The following is a 17,969-nucleotide window of genomic DNA, read 5'->3' on the forward strand; positions in this document are numbered from 1 at the left end:
AGTGGTGGAGTTATAAACATGATAGAAAAATTAGCTGATGTACCTAAAATAGAAACGGAACGTCTCATCCTTAGAAAAATCACTTTAGATGATGCAGAAGATATGTATAAATATGCTTCAGATGAAGAAGTAACGAGATATGTAACGTGGGATACTCATTCTTCAATATCAGATACAAGTGAGTTTATACATACGTTTTTACCTCGATACGAGGCTCCATGGGGGATTGAGCTTAAAGAGAACGGCAGATTCATTGGAACCGTTCACTTTGTCTGGTGGCAGCCGGAACACAATAGTGCTGAAATAGGATATGTCCTATCTAAAGAAAGCTGGGGCAAAGGGCTCATCACTGAAGCAGCAAGGGCAATCATTTCTTTTGGTTTCGAAAGTATGGACTTAGTCCGTATTCAGGCGAGATGCTTTTTAGAAAACAAGGGTTCAGAGCGTGTGATGGAAAAGGCAGGTATGTCTTTTGAAGGTATCAGTAGAAAGGTAATGTATGTTAAAGGGGAACATAAAGACTTAAAGGTGTACTCGATAATAAAGGGGTAGATATTTTTGGTGGGTCATGTGGGTCGAGGGGACAGGTGCCATGGCCCGTTTTTACCCGTCACATCGTTTCATAAGAGGGGAACTAAGTTGAATATACTAAAAAAGGTGAATTTAATCCTCGCCTTTATTGGCATAGGAATGGGTTTCACTCATTTTTTTATTGAAGATGTTCGGATACCTATATATATTTTTTTCTCCTACTTATTCGTTATGTTTTTACTAATGGGAATTGAACAAGTTAAGGATAAACAATATAAAATTGGTTACTTTTATATTGTTGCAGCTGTTGCCATGTCTTTTGTCTTCATGTGACTCTGATTTTTAATGAAATTTATACATCACAATGTAAAAGGGTGACGAAATGAAGAATGTGAAAGCTATTGTCATTTCAGTAATTATCATCAGTTTATTCGCGTTTATATATGTTCCTGGCCTCATAGATGAAAATCAATCAAGAAGAGCTGCTGAAGGCGTTCTGGAAAATGTGATCAATCAAAATTATGAAGAAGCGTTTGAACGTATTTATTATTTTGATAAAGCATCAGATTTAGAGCCGGACATTTCATATGAAGATGCTAAAAAGAAATGGATCAAACGAGTAACAGATTTAAGAGAGCAGGGCATTTACCTTGCAGAATACAATCAATTGCGTATTGACTTGGATGATACGTATCCCATTGGAAGTGTTAATTTAGTATTCATGGAAAATGGGGAAAGGAAAGTAAAAGAGAACGTTAGATTGTGGTTTGCTCCAATGGAAGATCATTGGAAACTGGGCAACTTCATGTATCATGATAGTGATATTGAGGAAGAATGGGAATTTGCATTGAGCGGTAAGTTTAACTAGGTTTATACAAGTTTTAGAGGAATTCATAAAGGGGTGCTCAATTAAATTTAATGTTATGTGAACAATAGCAAAAAAACTGATAATTCATTTCAAAAAGGTGGTAAGTAAATGGACCTGAGTAGTCAGAAAAGGTTGTACTATTAACATCAATATAGGAAGTAAATGTTCTAGGTGAATCAACTTCTAAAGGGGTAGAATGATATGGAATGTAAAAAAATCAACAAACATTTTAGATTAATAGGCATAAAAGACAATGGAGCTTTCTCAGATTTTGGCACAGAGGTTCCGAAAGCCGCCCAGCACTTTATGGAGAGGGCAGCCGAAATTGATAATCTTGCCGGTACTGAAATCGCCATTTTTGAACCAAAAAAAGATGAACATCATCTTGAAGGGAGCTATTATGTGGGGATGACTGTTAGTGGGACCCCTACTGAAGTGCCAAGCGGAATGGATTTTATTGAATTAAACGAAGAGTATGTGACAACGAGAGGGAACATCCAACAGATTGGCAGCCTGCATACCGAATTATTGAAATGGGCAGGTAGCAATGGATATAAAAGAAATCTGGACACATATATTGTTGAGACGTATCATCCGATGGAAAATGGTGAGGAGGAAGTGGAGATTTATTTGCCGGTTCATGTTTAAACTGTAACAATGGGCCTTCGAACAATACTTATTTAACGATTCTCTAGACTGGTCCCGCGGCTCACCATTAAAAGGGGAAGTGGGGGTATTTTTATAAAAAAAGAAATGATTTTCATAATAGGAATAAGTATCATAGCGGCACTGATCTTTTGGATATGTAATCGTATGAATCCAGATCCTGGTCAAACCTCAGGGAATGGCAACCCGGCCATTTTATTTGTGGGGGTTATCGTTATTTTGTTTTGCTGTTTAGTGTTTGTATGGACTAAAATATTCAACAATTTTGCGGTTGAACCGGTTGTATTTAAGGTTGGTATTGCTGCCACATTCATATATTTGGTGATTTCAATTTTCTATCAAATGAACTCCTTTCAAGAATATAAACATGTTTTGGCTGAAACGTACAAAAATGATTTTGGGTTTATAGACCGGGAATATATAGAGAGCATTACTTCATTTATGTCTATACATGTTAATAATCAATACTTTAATTTCAACACATACTTTATGTTTATATCTGCCTCCCTTTTTATCTCTCTTCTCAACTTCTCTTTTAGTAAAAGGAATATAAATTTCAGGGCTGATTCTATTAATAAGTGAGCTTTTGTTGAAGATCAATCAGGTTTGTCCTGAGTTTCGGATGTTTTCTGTTTGACGGTATGATCCAGGGTGCCTGGGGTCAGATCCCGATTTTTCAAAAAATCCAAGAATGAAATTGCGGGATAACGAGTGAAACCTAAGAATAGTATGTAATAGCATGTGATCGATTTTTACAAAGGGGAGGGATGTGCGTGCTTGAAAAATTTGTGGATCCACTGCCGATTATGAAACAGATTCAACCGACTGCGTTCCTAAACAATCGCCCTTATTATGAAGTGAACATGATCCAGACAATGAAAAAGCTTCACCGGGATTTACCACCAACGAAAATCTGGGGATACAATGGTGAGTATCCTGGTCCGACATTTCGAGTATGGAGAAATCAGCCAATCCACGTTTTGTGGAAAAATGAACTTCCACTAAAGCACTTCCTTCCGATCGATACGACGGTACACGGTGCTGAAAAAGACAAACCAGAAGTGCGGACCGTCGTCCATCTCCACGGAGGTGTGACCCCTGATACAAGTGATGGTTACCCTGAGGCATGGTTCACAAGGGGATTCAAAGAAGTTGGATCATATTTCATGAATAAGATCTATACCTATCCCAACCAACAGAAAGCAACAACTCTTTGGTACCATGATCACGCAATGGGTATCACCCGCTTAAACATTTATGCTGGTTTAACGGGGATGTATATTATCCAGGATGAAGAAGAACAATGCCTTGCCCTGCCAAAACACCCGTTCGAAATTCCTATGATCATTCAAGATCGTTCCTTTCATTCAGATGGCAGTCTCCTCTACCCTTCCCAGCCAGAAGTACCAGTACCTGGCGTTCATCCTTCCGTTCTCCCGGATTTTTTTGCTGAAACCATTTTGGTGAACGGGAAAGTATGGCCATATATTGAAGTGGAACCCCGCCTGTATCGCTTTAGAATATTAAATGGCTCGAATGCCCGGTTTTATCGATTATCTCTTTCAAATGGTTCCCCATTTATTCAAATCGGAACGGATCAAGGACTGTTGGCGTCGCCTGTCGAAGTTTCAAGCCTCCTTCTGGCACCTGCGGAGAGAGCGGATGTATTGGTGGATTTTAGTTCTTCTACTGGAGAAGTCATTACGATCTTGAACGATGCCGAATCCCCATTCCCTCAAGGCAGCAAGCCAGATCCCCTGACGGCAGGTTCTGTTATGCAAATCCGAGTCAGTTCTAAAGTGTCAATCCATCATGCCAGCAGCATACCCACCCAGTTAACCCAAATCCCAAAGTTAGAAGAAAAGCATAGCAATAAAGCAAGAAAACTACTGCTGAATACCCGACCCGATTCTTATGGGCGTTCTATCCACTTATTAAATGATCGATTATGGGTAGAACCCATTTCTGAAAATCCGCGTCTGTGGAGCGTGGAAGTTTGGAGTTTTATAAATGTTACACATGCCACACACCCGATTCACTTACACATGGTTCGGTTCCAAGTTCTTGATCGGCAGCCATTTGATGAAGGAAAGTATGAAGAAGAAGGGAAAATCGTACCGACTGGTCCACGTCGGCCCCCTGAGCCAAATGAGCAGGGATGGAAAGATACCGTTCGGGCAAACCCGAAAGAAATTACCCGCATAATCATCCCATTCGGACCTTATTCAGGCTTGTACGTATGGCATTGTCATATACTTGAACATGAGGATTATGAGATGATGCGTCCATATTATGTGATTTCGTGATTGGAAGAGTCAGGTAGCAGCACCCGGCAAGAAAAATGATTTTAATCACGTTCAAATTGAAAAAAGTGTATCTATAGCCATTTGAAGAAACGTATTGTATAAGTTTCACATTGAATTTCAACATGATTATCATTTGATTGGGGCTTTAGCTAATAACATCACACTTTGACTCAGTTCAAATGACTGAGTTTTTGTTCGTAAAAAATAATCCCCTAAAAGATGTGCGATTTATGGTCCCCCTATATCTTTAGGAATCATCTGCTGGTAAAATTAGGTTTATGAAGCTAGTAATCTCAAATCGGGTTAAACGTATATTAGGACCTGTCCCCTTTCCGGTAATACTTTAACATGACGGGGGTCAGGCACCGATTTACGTCTTTTATATCTGGGTCACGGGACCTGTCCCCATGGCTCATTGGAGGTGCCGCCATGATTGATATTAAAACGGACTATACATTTAAATCGATCGAACCGATCAACAAGGGCTGGTCGAGTGACAAAAAATACTATATAGAAACCGAGACGGGTGAAAAGCTGCTGCTTCGGACGGCGGATCGTTCAGAGTATGAAATGAAGAAGAACGAGTTCGAAATGATGAAGCAATTGGCTGCAAGCGGAATTCCGATGTCGAGACCGATTGATTTTGGTATGTGTGACGATGGCAATAGTGTCTATTCGCTCTTTTCATGGTGTGAGGGCGAAGATGCAGCCGTGGTTTTACCTAAATTAACCGATACAGAACAGTATGAGCTGGGTCTGAAATCGGGCTGTTATCTCCGGGAAATCCACTCGATCCCTTCACCGGTTGATCAAGAGGATTGGGAAACAAAGTTCAATCGCAAAGCGGACGGCAAGATCAAACAGTACAATGACTGTACGATAAAAATTGAAGGCGGCGACCGAATCATTGCGTACATAGAGGCAAACAGGCATCTTCTTCGCGGGAGACCTCAATCGTTTCATCACGGTGATTATCATGTTGGGAATATGGTCATTTCGTCTGATAAGGAGCTCTCCGTCATCGATTTCAATCGTCATGATTTCGGTGATCCGTGGGAAGAGTTCAACCGGATTGTGTGGAGTGCTTCTGCGAGTCCGCATTTCGCCACCGGGCAGCTCAACGGCTATTTCAATGGGAGACCGCCTGAAAAATTCTTTAAGCTCATGGCTTTTTACATAAGCAGCAATATGCTGTCGGCCATTCCCTGGGCCATTCATTTCGGTGAAGAAGAAGTTGAAGTCATGAAGGATCAGGCAAGGGAAGTGATGGGCTGGTTCGAGGGCATGGACAATCCAGTGCCGTCCTGGTATTTGGAGGATTTTTATATCCAGTACATCAATCAAATCCCATTCAAGTTAAAGTCTCCTTCTGACTTCTCGTTCATCGAGCGATATGGGGAGGTCTTCAAAGTTTATGACGATCAGGATTCGGGCAATATCTGCTTCGGCGTAAAGAACGGAGATGAGAGGTATTTTATAAAATTTGCCGGTGCACCGACGTCGAGATATGCAGGCAAACCTGAAGATGCTGTCGCAGGCCTCAAAGCCGCCGTTCAGGTTTATCAGGATTTGGCACACCCTCATTTGATAAAATTCATTCGTGCAGAGGAAGCCGGCGGAGGATTCGCCGCCATTTTTGAATGGACAGACGGGGAGTGCATGGGAAAAATGTATCCACTGTCCAGGGAGAAATTTTTAAAGATGACAGACAGCACAAGACTTGAGTTATTCAACGATATCCTCGACTTTCACATCCACGTGATCGAGCAGGGATATGTGGCCATCGACTTTTATGACGGAAGCATTCTATATGATTTTCACATGGAGAAGACCCTCATCTGTGACATCGATCTCTATTCCAAAAGGCCCTATATCAATGCGATGGGCAGGATGTGGGGTTCATCACGCTTCATGTCGCCGGAGGAATTCACAACCGATGCATCAATAGATGAAATCACGAATGTGTATCTGATGGGAGCTGTCGCCTTTGCCTTATTTGGCGGGGAAAAAGACCGGTCCATCGATAAATGGCAGTTGAGTGAGGAGTTATATAAAGTGGCGTTGAAAGCCGCCAATGATGACAGAGATAAGCGTCAGCAGTCGCTGGCGGAATTTAAGAGTGAGTGGGTCAGGGGGACAGGTACGTTGACCCAATATGCGAAATGAGCCACGGTACCTGTCCCCGCGGGCTTTAAGAGGAAGGCGATTCATTTGAAAACTGTATTTTCAGTAGTGTTGATTTTAGCGGCTGCCATTATCCTGGCAGCTTGTCAATCTGACCGACCAGAAACAATGGTTCTATTGGATGAAAAAATTTCAGCAGTCGATATTTCACAATCTGAAGGATTGGGAGGAATGAATGAGGAGATAATGTTATCCTTTCATGACAAGGAATCCTTGACTATTTTTGAAAAGGCCATTACTACCGCTCGTAAACAACCGGGAAAGGTCGATCTTACAGTCCCGGATTATGACGTAATGGTACAGTATGAGTCAGAACTGCCCACACATGGCATTCATTTGTGGCTGGGAGATGAAGGGGACAGGAGTAGTTTCGTATATATCGATGATGATACTGTCTATCATACATCTCCGGAGATAACGACAAAGTTGAGGGAAATGATCATAGCGGAGGAGTGAACGAGGGCATCTAAACTTCAGGGGGTCTATCCCAGTTTTGGAAGTGAGCCCGGTACCTGTCCCGGAGGTTCAAAACAGGAAGGAGGTAGAGTGAGCTGGAACATGTAATTTGTGAGAAAAGGACTTATTCCCAAGAGTTTCATTCCCATCATCATGAGTTTGGACAGTTTCTTTTTCCATTGCAGGGATCTCTGGATATCCAAACAAAGCGGCAAGAATTAAAACTGAACCCGGATCACTGTTTTTATCTTCCTCCAAAGTTTGAACATCATTACCGATCAATCGACCGGAATGAGTTTTTGATTTTAGATATCCCGGTGCACTATTTACCGGTCGATACAAACAGCATGTATATGCGCCTGGATGACAAGTGGGCTTCGATTCGGTATTTGCTGTTGCAGGAAGCAGAGAGTCCTGGAAATAGGACGTCTTTAATGAGTTTGGCCCGATATGTGACGACCAAACTTCAGCAATCTCATTCACCTTCTGTTGACTATATTCACAAACATTTCAAGGAGCAGATCAGGCTGGAAATATTAGCGGAATTGGAGCACTACCATCCAGTATATTATTCGGCATGGTTCAAGAAACAACACGGCAAGAGCCCGAAAGCTTATATATCGGAACTTCGTTTAAAAGAAGCTGAACATCTGTTGATTTCAACGGGATGGTCCATGTCGGGGATCAGTGAGGAATTGGGATTTGAGAATTCTTCATCGTTTACCAGATGGTTTGTAAGACAAAAGGGAGTTTCCCCGCAAAAATATAGAAATCTTAAAAATGGATAAAAGGGATATCAAACTTGGTAAAGAAAATTTCAATGAGATTTTCTATACTAAGTTTAGATATTCCTTTTATTTTTTATTGAGGTGAGCAGAATGAAGGGCCCTTTATTAATCTTACTTGCCGGCATCCTCTGGGGAACGACTGGTACAGCCCAGGCGTTTGCACCGGAATCGGCACATCCGATCTCCATCGGGGCTGCCCGCTTAGCAGTCGGGGGGCTTTTTTTGTTAGTTATTGTCCTGGCAGCAGGTAAATTGGACGTTTTAAATTGGCCGGTAAAGCCAACCATCCTTGCTTCTCTGAGTATGGCATTCTATCAACCACTATTTTTCACTGCCGTTACCCTAACAGGAGTAGCGATTGGAACAGTTGTGGCCATTGGAAGCGCCCCTATCTTATCCGGCGTCATTGAATGGCTTTTTTTAAAAAGACGTCCGGTCCTCATTTGGTGGTGCTCTACGTTCCTATCAATCTCGGGATGCTTACTGCTGTTCATGAATAATGGATCAGTGTATGTCGATCCGATCGGGATATTATTAGCTTTAGGTGCGGGTTTAACGTTCGCCGTCTACACGCTTGTCAGCAGAGAATTAGTTGAAAGCCAACCAGCATTATCAGTGGTTGCCGTCGTCTTTACCCTAAGTGCCATCTGTTTATCACCATTCCTTTTCATCTATGATTTGTCATGGATTGCGAGTTTAAGAGGTATGAGTGTAAGCCTCCATCTTGGAATCATGGCAACCGGGGCCGCCTACTTACTGTTCGCCAGAGGGCTGCTCCATGTTTCCTCTTCAACGGCAGTCACACTTGCGCTGGCAGAGCCAATGACGGCTGCGCTATTAGGCGTTTTCATCGTGGGAGAGTTTTTGAGCGTCATTTCTTGGCTGGGGATTGCGCTATTGATGCTGGGAATCGGCATTCTGGTGTGGTCGACGAGGGATCCGGGTGTTGAAGACGAAGTGAGGGTTAGTGTGGATTAATAGGAGAGTTACGGAACCAGGTGTGATTTAGTAAGTTGGTATTAAAAATGGTTTTGACAAATTAAAGGGTTTGGTTGAGGGGTTTGAAATCTCTTGGGTGACGCTGATGCAAAGGTGCAAAGGTTATTCGACAAGTGGATTGTATTTTTGAAAAGTGGCTTGTATATTGTGGATTTGGATTGTAAATCTGAAAAGTGGCTTGTATTTTTAAAAAGAGGCGCGAATATCGGTGATTTTGGCTTGAATTGAGTTCTGACGTGTTGAATTTTTTGTCTGCATAAGCTGGATACGTCTTATAACGCCTGGCCATCTTTTTATTTTATTAGTTTCGGGTATTATTCTATGAGATTTTGGCAAAATTCTATGAGTTTTTCGCGAAATTCTATGAGTTTTAGGAATTATTCTATGAGTATAGAAGAATAATCTATGAGTTTTGCTCATTAATCTCACGTTTTTCCACCTGCTTCCAAATTATAAGCGGAGGCGGGACACAGGATAGGTACGTTGTCACAATTCGGATCATATCCACCACGCCGGCTGTACCAGCAGCTCCCTATAATAATACTATTTTTTAGAACCACCATTTACTTGGCGGTTCTTTTTTTGCAAAAAAAAATTTCCCACCCTGTACATAGATTGTTAATAATTTCGTAATATTTTCCCTCTAAGATGAAATCAACAGCAAAGTTCAACTGAGCAAAATAATTAGAGGAGGAATCACAATGTTCGAACCTAACAATCGAAACGAAGAAATGACACATATAGAGTCAGACGATACAAAAGCCGCTAATAATGAAAATATGCAAAGGAGCGCAAAGCAGAAGAAGCCATTCAAAGGAAAGGGATTTCTATCTACTGTAAGCGCAGGGATCATCGGTTCGGTCCTGACACTTACGGTATTGCCTCACACTGATTACTATGAGAATCTGACCCAGCCAAGCATCGAACAATCGGCAGGGGATACCGCACAGGCAGATACTTCGGCTGATTCAGGAATCACACCCACAGCGGTTTCAAACGGGACCGGCGGCGATGTCGCGAATATCGTGGAGGACGCTTCTGAATCGATTGTCGGAATCGTGAATTACCAGCAGCAAAGCAACCGCTACTCTGGAGCTTCACAAGAAGGTCAGGCAGGAACAGGTTCAGGCGTTCTTTTTAAAAAAGAAGGTGACAATGCCTATATCATCACCAACAACCATGTCATTGAAGGTGCTTCAACAATCGAAGTCTCCCTCTATGACGGGCAAAAAACCAAAGCGGAGCTGATCGGTGCAGATCCCCTGACAGACCTAGCCGTGTTGAAAATCGACGGTAAATATGCGGACAACCTGTTGGAAGTCGGCGATTCCAGTGCACTGCGCGCAGGAGAACAGGTTATCGCGATTGGGAACCCGCTCGGCCTAGATCTTTCAAGGACCGTGACACAAGGGATTGTCAGTGCAGTCGACCGTACCATTTCTGTGGAAACATCTGCAGGTGAATCCGAATTGAATGTCATCCAGACGGACGCGGCAATCAATCCGGGTAACAGCGGAGGGGCGCTCTTGAATTCGAAAGGTGAGCTGATCGGAATCAACAGCTTGAAGATTTCCAACTCAGGTGTGGAAGGCCTCGGTTTTGCCATTCCAAGTAAAGATTTCATGCCGATCGTCAATGAAATCATCGAGACGGGGAAAGTGGAGCGTCCGTATATCGGAATCGGAATGACCAACCTTGGCGATGTTCCGCGCAACTACCTGGGGAATCTGCCTAATGAAGTGGAATCAGGTGTAATTGTCGCAAGCATTGACGGAAAATCAGCGGCAGCCGAAGCCGGAATCAAAGAAGGCGATGTAATAACAGAGCTTAATGGTCAGCCGGTTGAAAGTCCTGCAGATTTGAGAAGGCAGTTGTACGCTGACCTGAAGGTGGGGGATGAGATTGATTTGACCATCTTCCGCGGGGCTGAAGAAATGACGATCAGTTTGACGTTGACTAGTAATGCGATGGTAAATTAATTAGCTTGGAGTTCGGTGCCAGGCACAAACCGGGTGAATTGAGCCAGGCACAAATCGAGTGAATTGAGCCAGGCATAAATCGAGTGAATCGTGCCTGGCACCAGAAACCAGGCATCAAAACCTAGGCGCGGAAAAATAAAACTAAAGGAGAGCGGATAAGTGAATAAAAAGAAGTCAATCACATTATGGAGTGTAGTAGGAGGCATTGTCGTCATCGGCGCGCTGCTTGCAGCGTTTGGTTTTTCAAAAGAGGAAGTGGTGGCGAAGGTGGGCAGCCAGTCGATCAGTAAAGATGATTTGTATTCGGTGCTGGTGGACCAGTATGGTGAGGCTGCCCTGGAGACACTAATTGCCGAGAAGATAGTGGAGCTAGAGAGTGATGAAAATGATATCACGGTCAAGGAAAGTGAGATAGAAGCTGAACTGCAGACGATTATGGATTCATATGGTGACGAAGACGCGTTCAATGAAGCTTTAACATCAAGCGGCGCAAGTCTTGATACTGTCAAAGCGAATATCAAATCTTTTTTATTGACGGAAAAATTGCTTGAGGGCAGAATCTCGATTTCTGATGAGCAGATATATGAATACTTTGAAACGAATAAAGACTCGTTCGCTCAAGAAGAGCAAGTGGAAGCAAGCCATATTCTTGTAGAAGATGAGGAAACGGCACAAGAAGTGAAGGGAAAGCTTGATGACGGCGGAGATTTTGCGGAAATTGCCAAGGTATACTCCACCGATACGTCCAATGCGGAATCAGGCGGGGAGCTGGGCTTTTTTGCAAAAGGTGAAATGGTTTCGGAGTTTGAGGAGAAGGCGTTCGCCATGAAGGCAGGCGAAATCAGTGAACCTGTCAAGACGGAGTTCGGCTACCATATCATCAAAGTGACGGACAAAAAAGAAGCGGAAGAAGCAGTTCTTGACGATCATAAAGAGGAAATAAAGGACATTCTGTTTGATCAGGCACTTCAAACGGAGTATGGAGTTTGGCTTGATGAACTGAAATCGGAGTACACCATCGAAAATAGACTGAAAAGTTAATGAACCGGCAACTGTTTGTTCATAAATTGGCAATAACTTGTGGGGATAATGACATTGCAGGGGATTGAATCCCGACTTCATCGTCAGTTACATAAATGGATTCGATTGCTGCAACACCAAAAAAGGAGGAAATAAAATGAATAAGAAAAGAACACTCACGTATGTTTTGACAGGTGCATTATCTGTCGGGATCCTCGGGGCAATCCCAGCCTTCGCCGCTGAGGAGGAAACTGCGAACACAAACGACTCAGCGGTTGTCGATAAGGAGACTAAATCGGTCTTTGGTCATCGCGGCGGCGGACATGGGAAATTCCATCTGGATGAGGAACAGTTGAAGGAAAAAGCAGAAGAACTTGGAATCGACACCGCCGATAAGGACTCGCGGGAACTGGCCAAAGAGATCAGGGAAGCCGAACTCGAAAAAAGAGCGAAGGAATTAGGGATTGAAACTGAAGGGAAAGAACACCGTACTGTGATGGAAGAAATCCGAGCAGCCGAGCTTTCCCAGAAAGCGAAGGAACTGGGGATTTCAACGGATGGAAAAGACGGGGAGGAGCTGGCTCAAGAGATAAGGGAAACCCTGGTCAAGCAGAAAGCGAAAGAGCTTGGAATTGAAACCGAGGGCAAGGAATTTGAAGAACTTGCAAAAGAAGTCAGAGAAGCAGCGTTGGCAAAACAGGCGAAGGAACTTGGAATTGACACAGAAGGAAAAGATCATCTTGATTTGAAACGAGAAGTTTTTGAAGCTTCCATTTTAAAAGCAGCCAAAGAGCTGAGCATTGAAACAGAAGGTAAAACCTCAAAGGAACTGATGGAAGAAATCAAAACAGATCATGCTGATGAATCAAAAGAACTTGATGTCTTCCCTTTCAATAAGGAAGAGGGATTCTTTTTTCACAAAGGCGGTAAAGGCCATCACGGTGGGGATCATGGAAAAGGTCCTAAAGGATCTGCGCCTGATGCAGAACAGAGTGACGAACCATCATCAGCCGAAACTCAAGGTGACACATTATAGGACTACCCTGACAGGGAATCCCCGCCAAGCTGCGGGGGTTTTTTGAGTGGAGGAAATAAATAGAATCGATTGGTGAAAACGACTATAATTTAGGTAGAGTGAAATAGAAATCGCACGATATAAATCTTTAATAATTTAGGTGGAGTGAAATAGATCGATCGGTAAAGACGACTATGGTTTAAATAGAATGAATTAGAATCAACTGGTAAGAAAGCCTATAATTTAAATAGAAAGAATTACATCTGAGCGATAAACATATCCATTAAGAAAATTCGAGAAAGGAACGATGTCGATGAACGTGCTGGTAGTGGAAGACAATGAAAGTGTCACCTCCATGCTGGAGATGTTTTTTATAAAAGAAGGCATTCACGGGGAGTTTGTCCACGATGGGGCTGAAGGGTACAAGCGTTATAAGGAAGGCGACTGGGATGTCATCATCCTGGACTGGATGCTGCCGGGGATGGACGGGGTCACGATTTGCAGGAAGATCAGGGAGGAGCGGTCGCAGGTCCCGGTCATCATGCTGACGGCGAAGGACAGCGAATCCGATCAGGTGCTCGGGCTCGAGCTCGGTGCCGACGATTATGTGACCAAGCCTTTCTCGCCGCTTGCGTTGATGGCACGGATCCGGGCTGTTGCCCGCCGTTATCAAGGAGAGAAAAGCAGTGCTTCCGGAACTCAGGATGTGTCGACGGCTGACTTCCAGATCAGTAAGGAAACCCGCGAAGTCCTTCTGAAAGGCGTCCCTCTCACCAATCTGACTCCAAAGGAATTTGAATTGCTCTATTACCTTTCACGCCATCCGCGCCAAGTGTTCTCGAGGGAGCAGCTTCTCGAACGGGTATGGGGATATGATTTTTACGGGGATGAACGGACGGTCGATGTCCATATCAAGCGTCTTCGCAACAAGATCGGCAGCAAGGAGAAGCCGTATCTGCACACGGTCTGGGGCGTAGGGTATAAATTCGATGAGACGGCGGCCGGCGATGAAGGTTAGATACCTTTATCAGCTGCTACTCAGCCATACAAGCGTGCTCATCATCGCATTCTTGATCCTCGGCACCTTGTTTTCCCATTATGTCGAAAATCTTGTCTACGAAAATAAGGTCACGGAACTGCGATCGTATGGGGAGAAAATTTTATCAGACCTCGAACGGCCGAGTCCGAGAAGGCCTCTCTATCTGGAGGAATACGGCAACCTGCTTCAGGCACGGAACATCGATTTGATCACGTTCAACCGGCAAGGGGAGGTTTCCTTTTCACGGGGCGGTGTGTACCCGCGGATTGAGCTTTCCAAAGAGGAATGGCAAAAAATTGAACGCGGAGAAACCGTCCCTTTGAAGAAAGACTTTGGACGATTTGACCAGGCTGTATCGCTTGTCATCATGCCGCGCATCATCAATGATCAACTGGCCGGCGGGCTGATCTTGATTTCCCCGATCAGCGGTACGAGGGAAATGCTGACTGAAATCAATAAATATCTTTTATATATCGTGCTCCTGTCTTTGGCGATTTCACTGTTGATCTCATTGTTATTATCAAAGCTCCACGTAAAAAGAATTCAGCGGATCCGGGATGCCACATCCCTTGTGTCATCGGGGCAATACGATGTTCACGTTCCAAGCTCCAACTTCGATGAAATCGGGGACCTTGCCGAGGACTTCAATAATATGGTAACAAAACTACGGACATCCAAAGAGGAAATCGACGCCCTCGAGAACCGGAGAAGGCAGTTCATGGCTGATGTGTCGCACGAACTGAGAACACCGCTCACGACGATTCGCGGTGTCATCGAGGGAATTAGAAACGACATGATTCCAGAGGAACAGAAAGAAAAGAGCTTCGGTCTCGTCAGCCAGGAAACGAGGCGGCTGATCAGACTGGTGAATGAAAACCTGGACTATGAAAAAATCCGCTCCAATCAGGTGACGATCACGAAAGTAACCGTCCCGCTGCTTGATGTGTTCGAAGTCATCAAGGAGCAGCTTGATTTTCAGGCTGAAGAAAAGGGGAACGAAATCAGGATTCTTGCAGACCCTTCTTCAAAGGTACACGCAGACTATGACCGGCTCATCCAAATCCTGATCAACATCACGAAAAACAGCATTCAATTCACGAACGGCGGGACAATCACGTTAAGCGGCTCGTCTTCCGAGGAAGAAACCATCATCGAAATCGAAGATACAGGAATGGGCATGGACCCTGAAGAGATTCAATCGATTTGGCGGCGGTTTTATAAAGCAGACCTGTCTCGGACCAATAATCCTTATGGTGAGTTTGGCCTCGGGCTTTCGATCGTGAAGCAATTGGTGCTGATGCATGAGGGGACGATTGATGTGTTTAGTGAGAAGGGGAGAGGGGCGAGGTTTGTGATCGGGCTGCCTTTGTAGGTAGAGGTAATTCCAATGGGGCCTGACCCCTGCATGGTCTAGTTTTTACGTGCCGGGGGTCAGGCCCCGTTTTCTAACGCCTCAACATCTTCTCAAGTTCAATTTCATCCTTTAACGGAATCCCGTCATTTCCCATCAACGGGATTTCCGGTTTTATCTTCCTTGCCTTCACGACAGCATTTCTATGAATCTTCACTAATTCGAAGCCTCTCTTTTGATAGAACTTCAATGCTTGCAAGTTATCATTTGTCGTGATTAGTTTTACACGTGCACATTTATTTTGAATTGCTTTATTTTCAACTTCTTGAAGCAGGGCGAATCCAATGCCCCTGCATTCTTCTAAACTATCTAATGAAATAATTTCACATTCCTTTTCTTTTATTATGAAGGTTATCAATCCAATGATTTGCTCTTCCTCGTTTAGTGTGGCAAAACCATCTAACGTCGAGCAATCGAATATCCCGCTTGAAATCACCATCTGCGGGCTACCCCAGTGGGTGGTGAAGAATTCATTCAGTTTACTTTTAGATAAAATGTTAGTTGTGACGATCTTCATTTTCGTACCTCTCTTTTAATGAAGAAGTTGATTAGTTTGAACTATTTTAACATAAATTTCCTTGTTTTCGGATGTAATATCTTCAGTCGGGCAACTTTGAGAGAGACGGTGGGGCCTGAATGCCGTTGGATGATTTCATCATGATTGTAATGGGGTCACTGTTTTGTTTTTAAAAAGGTTTTGACAGAGAGTATGCAGATCTGTAAAGATTATTCGACAAGTGGGACGTAAATCTGGAATTTGGATTGAATATTAGAAAAGTGGCTTGTATTTTATTCTGCACGGTTACAATCAATGGTCGGTTGATCAGGAAACGGTCCCTAGAATCTCTAATCTAACAGTTTCGAACAAAAATCGATCAGTTTCCACCTATTTATCTCCATTAGAGCACTGGTTTTACAGTAACCTATGAGTTCTCATAAAGCCGTAACTAGAATTTGCTATTACAACAAAGGCCCGTCCCAACACACGTTAACGCGTTACCGCACGCTGGGACGGGCCTTCAAAATGGGCCTTCAAAATTGTCCGAACCCCTCACACTTCCGGACGCACCCACAACTTCGAAAAGTCCACATACCCGAAATGTTTAAATTCGATATTCATGATATCCGTAGAGAACGGGATGTACTTTTTCTCGTAATAAAGAGGGATCATGATTGATTCCTCGATGAGCATTTTCTCGATTTTGAGATTCAAGGCAGTCCAATTCTCGAATGGTGTATGAAGATATTCCTCGAGCTGATTCTTCCATTTTTCACTTTTTGCAAAAAGATGATAGAGAGGGGAAAAACCGTTTTTCAAAAAGTGATAGAATGAGAAGTTCTGGTTGGATTCAAAGATTTCCCCGTGAACGAATAGGTCGACATTCAATGTTTTTGGCTGCTTCGTCAATGTGTCGGCAAAGGAAAACCACTGGAGCTCGATCGGGATCTCCTCTTTTTCAAACATATCAACGAGCCACTCTGTCGTCTTGGCTGTGTGATTGGCACACCGAATCACGATTGGCTCTGTAAACGAGGGTCGCTCTGCTTTTTGGATGGTCAGGTGATGATCATGACCGATCAGGATGCTCTTGTCATTCGGTGTCATCCGCGGGTCGCATTCTTGAAGTGTGTGGCGGTTCTTCGCAATGACCCAATGGAGATAATCGCGGACTTCCTTCCTCTGGATCGCAGAATTCCGGTTGGGGCTGGCATTCATGATCACAACGCCGAACCCGGAATCACTCTCGACTTCAACCGATGAAGAATCACTCCGCTCGATGTGAGAATGATAGATTCCCTTAAAATCCTGTGGTACTTGGACGAACTCGACAGCATCAAGGAGCGGCCTCTCCTGAAAGTGTTCTTTGAATGCAGCGAGTGTCGTCTTTGAATCACTATTTTCCTCCAGGGAAAAGCAGCCCGTCCCAAGGATCCGGCCTTTATTTTCCTTGTAGATGCTTGCACACATCATACTGAGCATTGGCAGCATATAGCTGCAGCCTCCCGGGTGGACTAAGTCGATGATGAGGGGGGCCTTCACCTCAATGGTTTCAACTGGTGTCCAGAGATCCCGGTAATGCGGATACGTCCGAAGTTTCTCGAGACAGTACATGACATCCTTTGCCGTCAATATGGATCCGTCATGAAATTTGATATCCTTTTTTAAATAAAGTCGCAGTTTAGTAGATGAAACATCCCAGCTGTGCGCGAGTTCCGGGATGATATCTCCGTCTTCGGTAAGAGAGACAAGCCGGTTGAATACGTTTGCTGCTAAGTGAGCACTGAGGACGTCGGCTGCCTCCAAAGGGTGAATGGAGAAAAAGGGATATCTCTTCGGCACAATCAGCTTATCCTCTGTTTCCTGCACAAACCCGAGCTTCGTGTGAAATTTGTTCATCAGCCTCATCTTGCTGTCCGTCGACCAGTTGTACATCAGATACTTGCTGATCCGTTCAACAGGTTCCTGGTCGATGAGCTTCACGACCTCTTCTTCAAACACTTCCTCGACATCCTTTTTCCATTTCAGCGTCGATACATTCCCCCGTCCGCGACCGGGCGAAAAGCCAATCCATCCTTCTTCATTCCATTTTTTTAAATACCGGGTCGTCTGTTTGTGGCTTAACTGAAGCGTTTCAGAGATTTCCTCTACACGGATGCTGCCTGAGGGGTAATACCTCCAAAGGGTGAGTAATTTGTTCTCCATTGT

16 protein-coding genes are annotated in these 17,969 nt (G+C 43.9%); 14 read left to right on the plus strand and 2 right to left on the minus strand.

Annotated features, from left to right (window positions below; genetic code table 11):
* The first annotated feature begins 18 nt into the window (after positions 1-18).
* From ACXAFV_RS11615 to ACXAFV_RS11680, 14 genes are all read left to right on the plus strand, one after another.
* On the plus strand, positions 19-552 hold the full coding sequence (locus ACXAFV_RS11615) for a GNAT family N-acetyltransferase (RefSeq protein WP_475126632.1): 534 nt from the start codon (positions 19-21) through the stop codon (positions 550-552).
* 361 nt (positions 553-913) lie between these two features.
* On the plus strand, positions 914-1,399 hold the full coding sequence (locus ACXAFV_RS11620) for a hypothetical protein (RefSeq protein ID WP_475126634.1): 486 nt from the start codon (positions 914-916) through the stop codon (positions 1,397-1,399).
* A 201-nt stretch (positions 1,400-1,600) separates the two neighbouring features.
* Positions 1,601-2,047, plus strand: coding sequence for a GyrI-like domain-containing protein (locus ACXAFV_RS11625; protein WP_475126636.1), 447 nt, complete (start codon positions 1,601-1,603; stop codon positions 2,045-2,047).
* A gap of 165 nt (positions 2,048-2,212) precedes the next feature.
* A complete protein-coding gene (locus ACXAFV_RS11630; RefSeq protein ID WP_475126637.1) occupies positions 2,213-2,647 on the plus strand; it encodes a hypothetical protein in 435 nt (144 codons plus the stop codon).
* Between the two features lie 185 nt (positions 2,648-2,832).
* Positions 2,833-4,371: a multicopper oxidase family protein gene (locus ACXAFV_RS11635; protein ID WP_475126638.1), complete on the plus strand. Its 1,539-nt coding sequence runs from the start codon at positions 2,833-2,835 to the stop codon at positions 4,369-4,371.
* Between the two features lie 429 nt (positions 4,372-4,800).
* On the plus strand, positions 4,801-6,537 hold the full coding sequence (locus ACXAFV_RS11640) for an aminoglycoside phosphotransferase family protein (protein ID WP_475126639.1): 1,737 nt from the start codon (positions 4,801-4,803) through the stop codon (positions 6,535-6,537).
* A 45-nt stretch (positions 6,538-6,582) separates the two neighbouring features.
* Positions 6,583-7,011 carry a YhfM domain-containing protein gene (locus ACXAFV_RS11645; RefSeq protein ID WP_475126640.1) on the plus strand — a complete coding sequence of 143 codons (429 nt, stop codon included), beginning with the start codon at positions 6,583-6,585 and terminating at the stop codon, positions 7,009-7,011.
* A 95-nt stretch (positions 7,012-7,106) separates the two neighbouring features.
* Positions 7,107-7,799: a helix-turn-helix domain-containing protein gene (locus ACXAFV_RS11650; RefSeq protein WP_475126936.1), complete on the plus strand. Its 693-nt coding sequence runs from the start codon at positions 7,107-7,109 to the stop codon at positions 7,797-7,799.
* Positions 7,800-7,889: 90 nt separating this feature from the next.
* Positions 7,890-8,777 carry an EamA family transporter gene (locus ACXAFV_RS11655; RefSeq protein ID WP_475126642.1) on the plus strand — a complete coding sequence of 296 codons (888 nt, stop codon included), beginning with the start codon at positions 7,890-7,892 and terminating at the stop codon, positions 8,775-8,777.
* Positions 8,778-9,499: 722 nt separating this feature from the next.
* The gene (locus tag ACXAFV_RS11660; protein WP_475126643.1) at positions 9,500-10,777 is read left to right on the plus strand and encodes a S1C family serine protease; all 1,278 of its coding nucleotides are present in this window, start codon (positions 9,500-9,502) and stop codon (positions 10,775-10,777) included.
* A 159-nt stretch (positions 10,778-10,936) separates the two neighbouring features.
* On the plus strand, positions 10,937-11,818 hold the full coding sequence (locus tag ACXAFV_RS11665) for a peptidylprolyl isomerase (RefSeq protein WP_475126644.1): 882 nt from the start codon (positions 10,937-10,939) through the stop codon (positions 11,816-11,818).
* 136 nt (positions 11,819-11,954) lie between these two features.
* Positions 11,955-12,833, plus strand: a complete 879-nt coding sequence (locus ACXAFV_RS11670; RefSeq protein WP_475126646.1) for a hypothetical protein — start codon at positions 11,955-11,957, stop codon at positions 12,831-12,833.
* 292 nt (positions 12,834-13,125) lie between these two features.
* Positions 13,126-13,830 (plus strand): winged helix-turn-helix domain-containing protein, encoded by a 705-nt coding sequence (locus ACXAFV_RS11675; protein ID WP_475126647.1) that lies wholly within the window; start codon positions 13,126-13,128, stop codon positions 13,828-13,830.
* Entirely contained in the window at positions 13,820-15,223 is a 1,404-nt protein-coding gene (locus ACXAFV_RS11680) for a sensor histidine kinase (RefSeq protein ID WP_475126649.1), read from the plus strand. The genes ACXAFV_RS11675 and ACXAFV_RS11680 overlap by 11 nt, the downstream gene beginning before the upstream one ends.
* A 73-nt stretch (positions 15,224-15,296) precedes the next feature.
* On the opposite strand, the gene ACXAFV_RS11685 is transcribed toward ACXAFV_RS11680, so the two are convergent.
* Both ACXAFV_RS11685 and ACXAFV_RS11690 read right to left on the minus strand, forming a co-directional pair.
* Positions 15,297-15,779: a GNAT family N-acetyltransferase gene (locus ACXAFV_RS11685; RefSeq protein WP_475126650.1), complete on the minus strand. Its 483-nt coding sequence runs from the start codon at positions 15,777-15,779 to the stop codon at positions 15,297-15,299.
* A 534-nt stretch (positions 15,780-16,313) separates the two neighbouring features.
* Entirely contained in the window at positions 16,314-17,966 is a 1,653-nt protein-coding gene (locus ACXAFV_RS11690; RefSeq protein WP_475126651.1) for an ABC transporter substrate-binding protein, read from the minus strand.
* Between the last annotated feature and the right edge of the window lie 3 nt (positions 17,967-17,969).

This window comes from Rossellomorea sp. ABR4_012, assembly GCF_056159545.1.

Excerpts from the sequence above, each read along its gene's own strand:
- ACXAFV_RS11615 (WP_475126632.1), top strand. The coding sequence starts at position 19 with ATGATAGAAAAATTAGCTGATGTACCTAAAATAGAAACGGAACGTCTC.
- ACXAFV_RS11620 (WP_475126634.1), top strand. The coding sequence starts at position 914 with ATGAAGAATGTGAAAGCTATTGTCATTTCAGTAATTATCATCAGTTTA.
- ACXAFV_RS11625 (WP_475126636.1), top strand. The coding sequence starts at position 1,601 with ATGGAATGTAAAAAAATCAACAAACATTTTAGATTAATAGGCATAAAA.
- ACXAFV_RS11630 (WP_475126637.1), top strand. The coding sequence starts at position 2,213 with ATGAATCCAGATCCTGGTCAAACCTCAGGGAATGGCAACCCGGCCATT.
- ACXAFV_RS11635 (WP_475126638.1), top strand. The coding sequence starts at position 2,833 with ATGTGCGTGCTTGAAAAATTTGTGGATCCACTGCCGATTATGAAACAG.
- ACXAFV_RS11640 (WP_475126639.1), top strand. The coding sequence starts at position 4,801 with ATGATTGATATTAAAACGGACTATACATTTAAATCGATCGAACCGATC.
- ACXAFV_RS11655 (WP_475126642.1), top strand. The coding sequence starts at position 7,890 with ATGAAGGGCCCTTTATTAATCTTACTTGCCGGCATCCTCTGGGGAACG.
- ACXAFV_RS11660 (WP_475126643.1), top strand. The coding sequence starts at position 9,500 with ATGTTCGAACCTAACAATCGAAACGAAGAAATGACACATATAGAGTCA.
- ACXAFV_RS11670 (WP_475126646.1), top strand. The coding sequence starts at position 11,955 with ATGAATAAGAAAAGAACACTCACGTATGTTTTGACAGGTGCATTATCT.
- ACXAFV_RS11675 (WP_475126647.1), top strand. The coding sequence starts at position 13,126 with ATGAACGTGCTGGTAGTGGAAGACAATGAAAGTGTCACCTCCATGCTG.
- ACXAFV_RS11680 (WP_475126649.1), top strand. The coding sequence starts at position 13,820 with ATGAAGGTTAGATACCTTTATCAGCTGCTACTCAGCCATACAAGCGTG.
- ACXAFV_RS11685 (WP_475126650.1), bottom strand. The coding sequence starts at position 15,779 with ATGAAGATCGTCACAACTAACATTTTATCTAAAAGTAAACTGAATGAA.
- ACXAFV_RS11690 (WP_475126651.1), bottom strand. The coding sequence starts at position 17,966 with ATGGAGAACAAATTACTCACCCTTTGGAGGTATTACCCCTCAGGCAGC.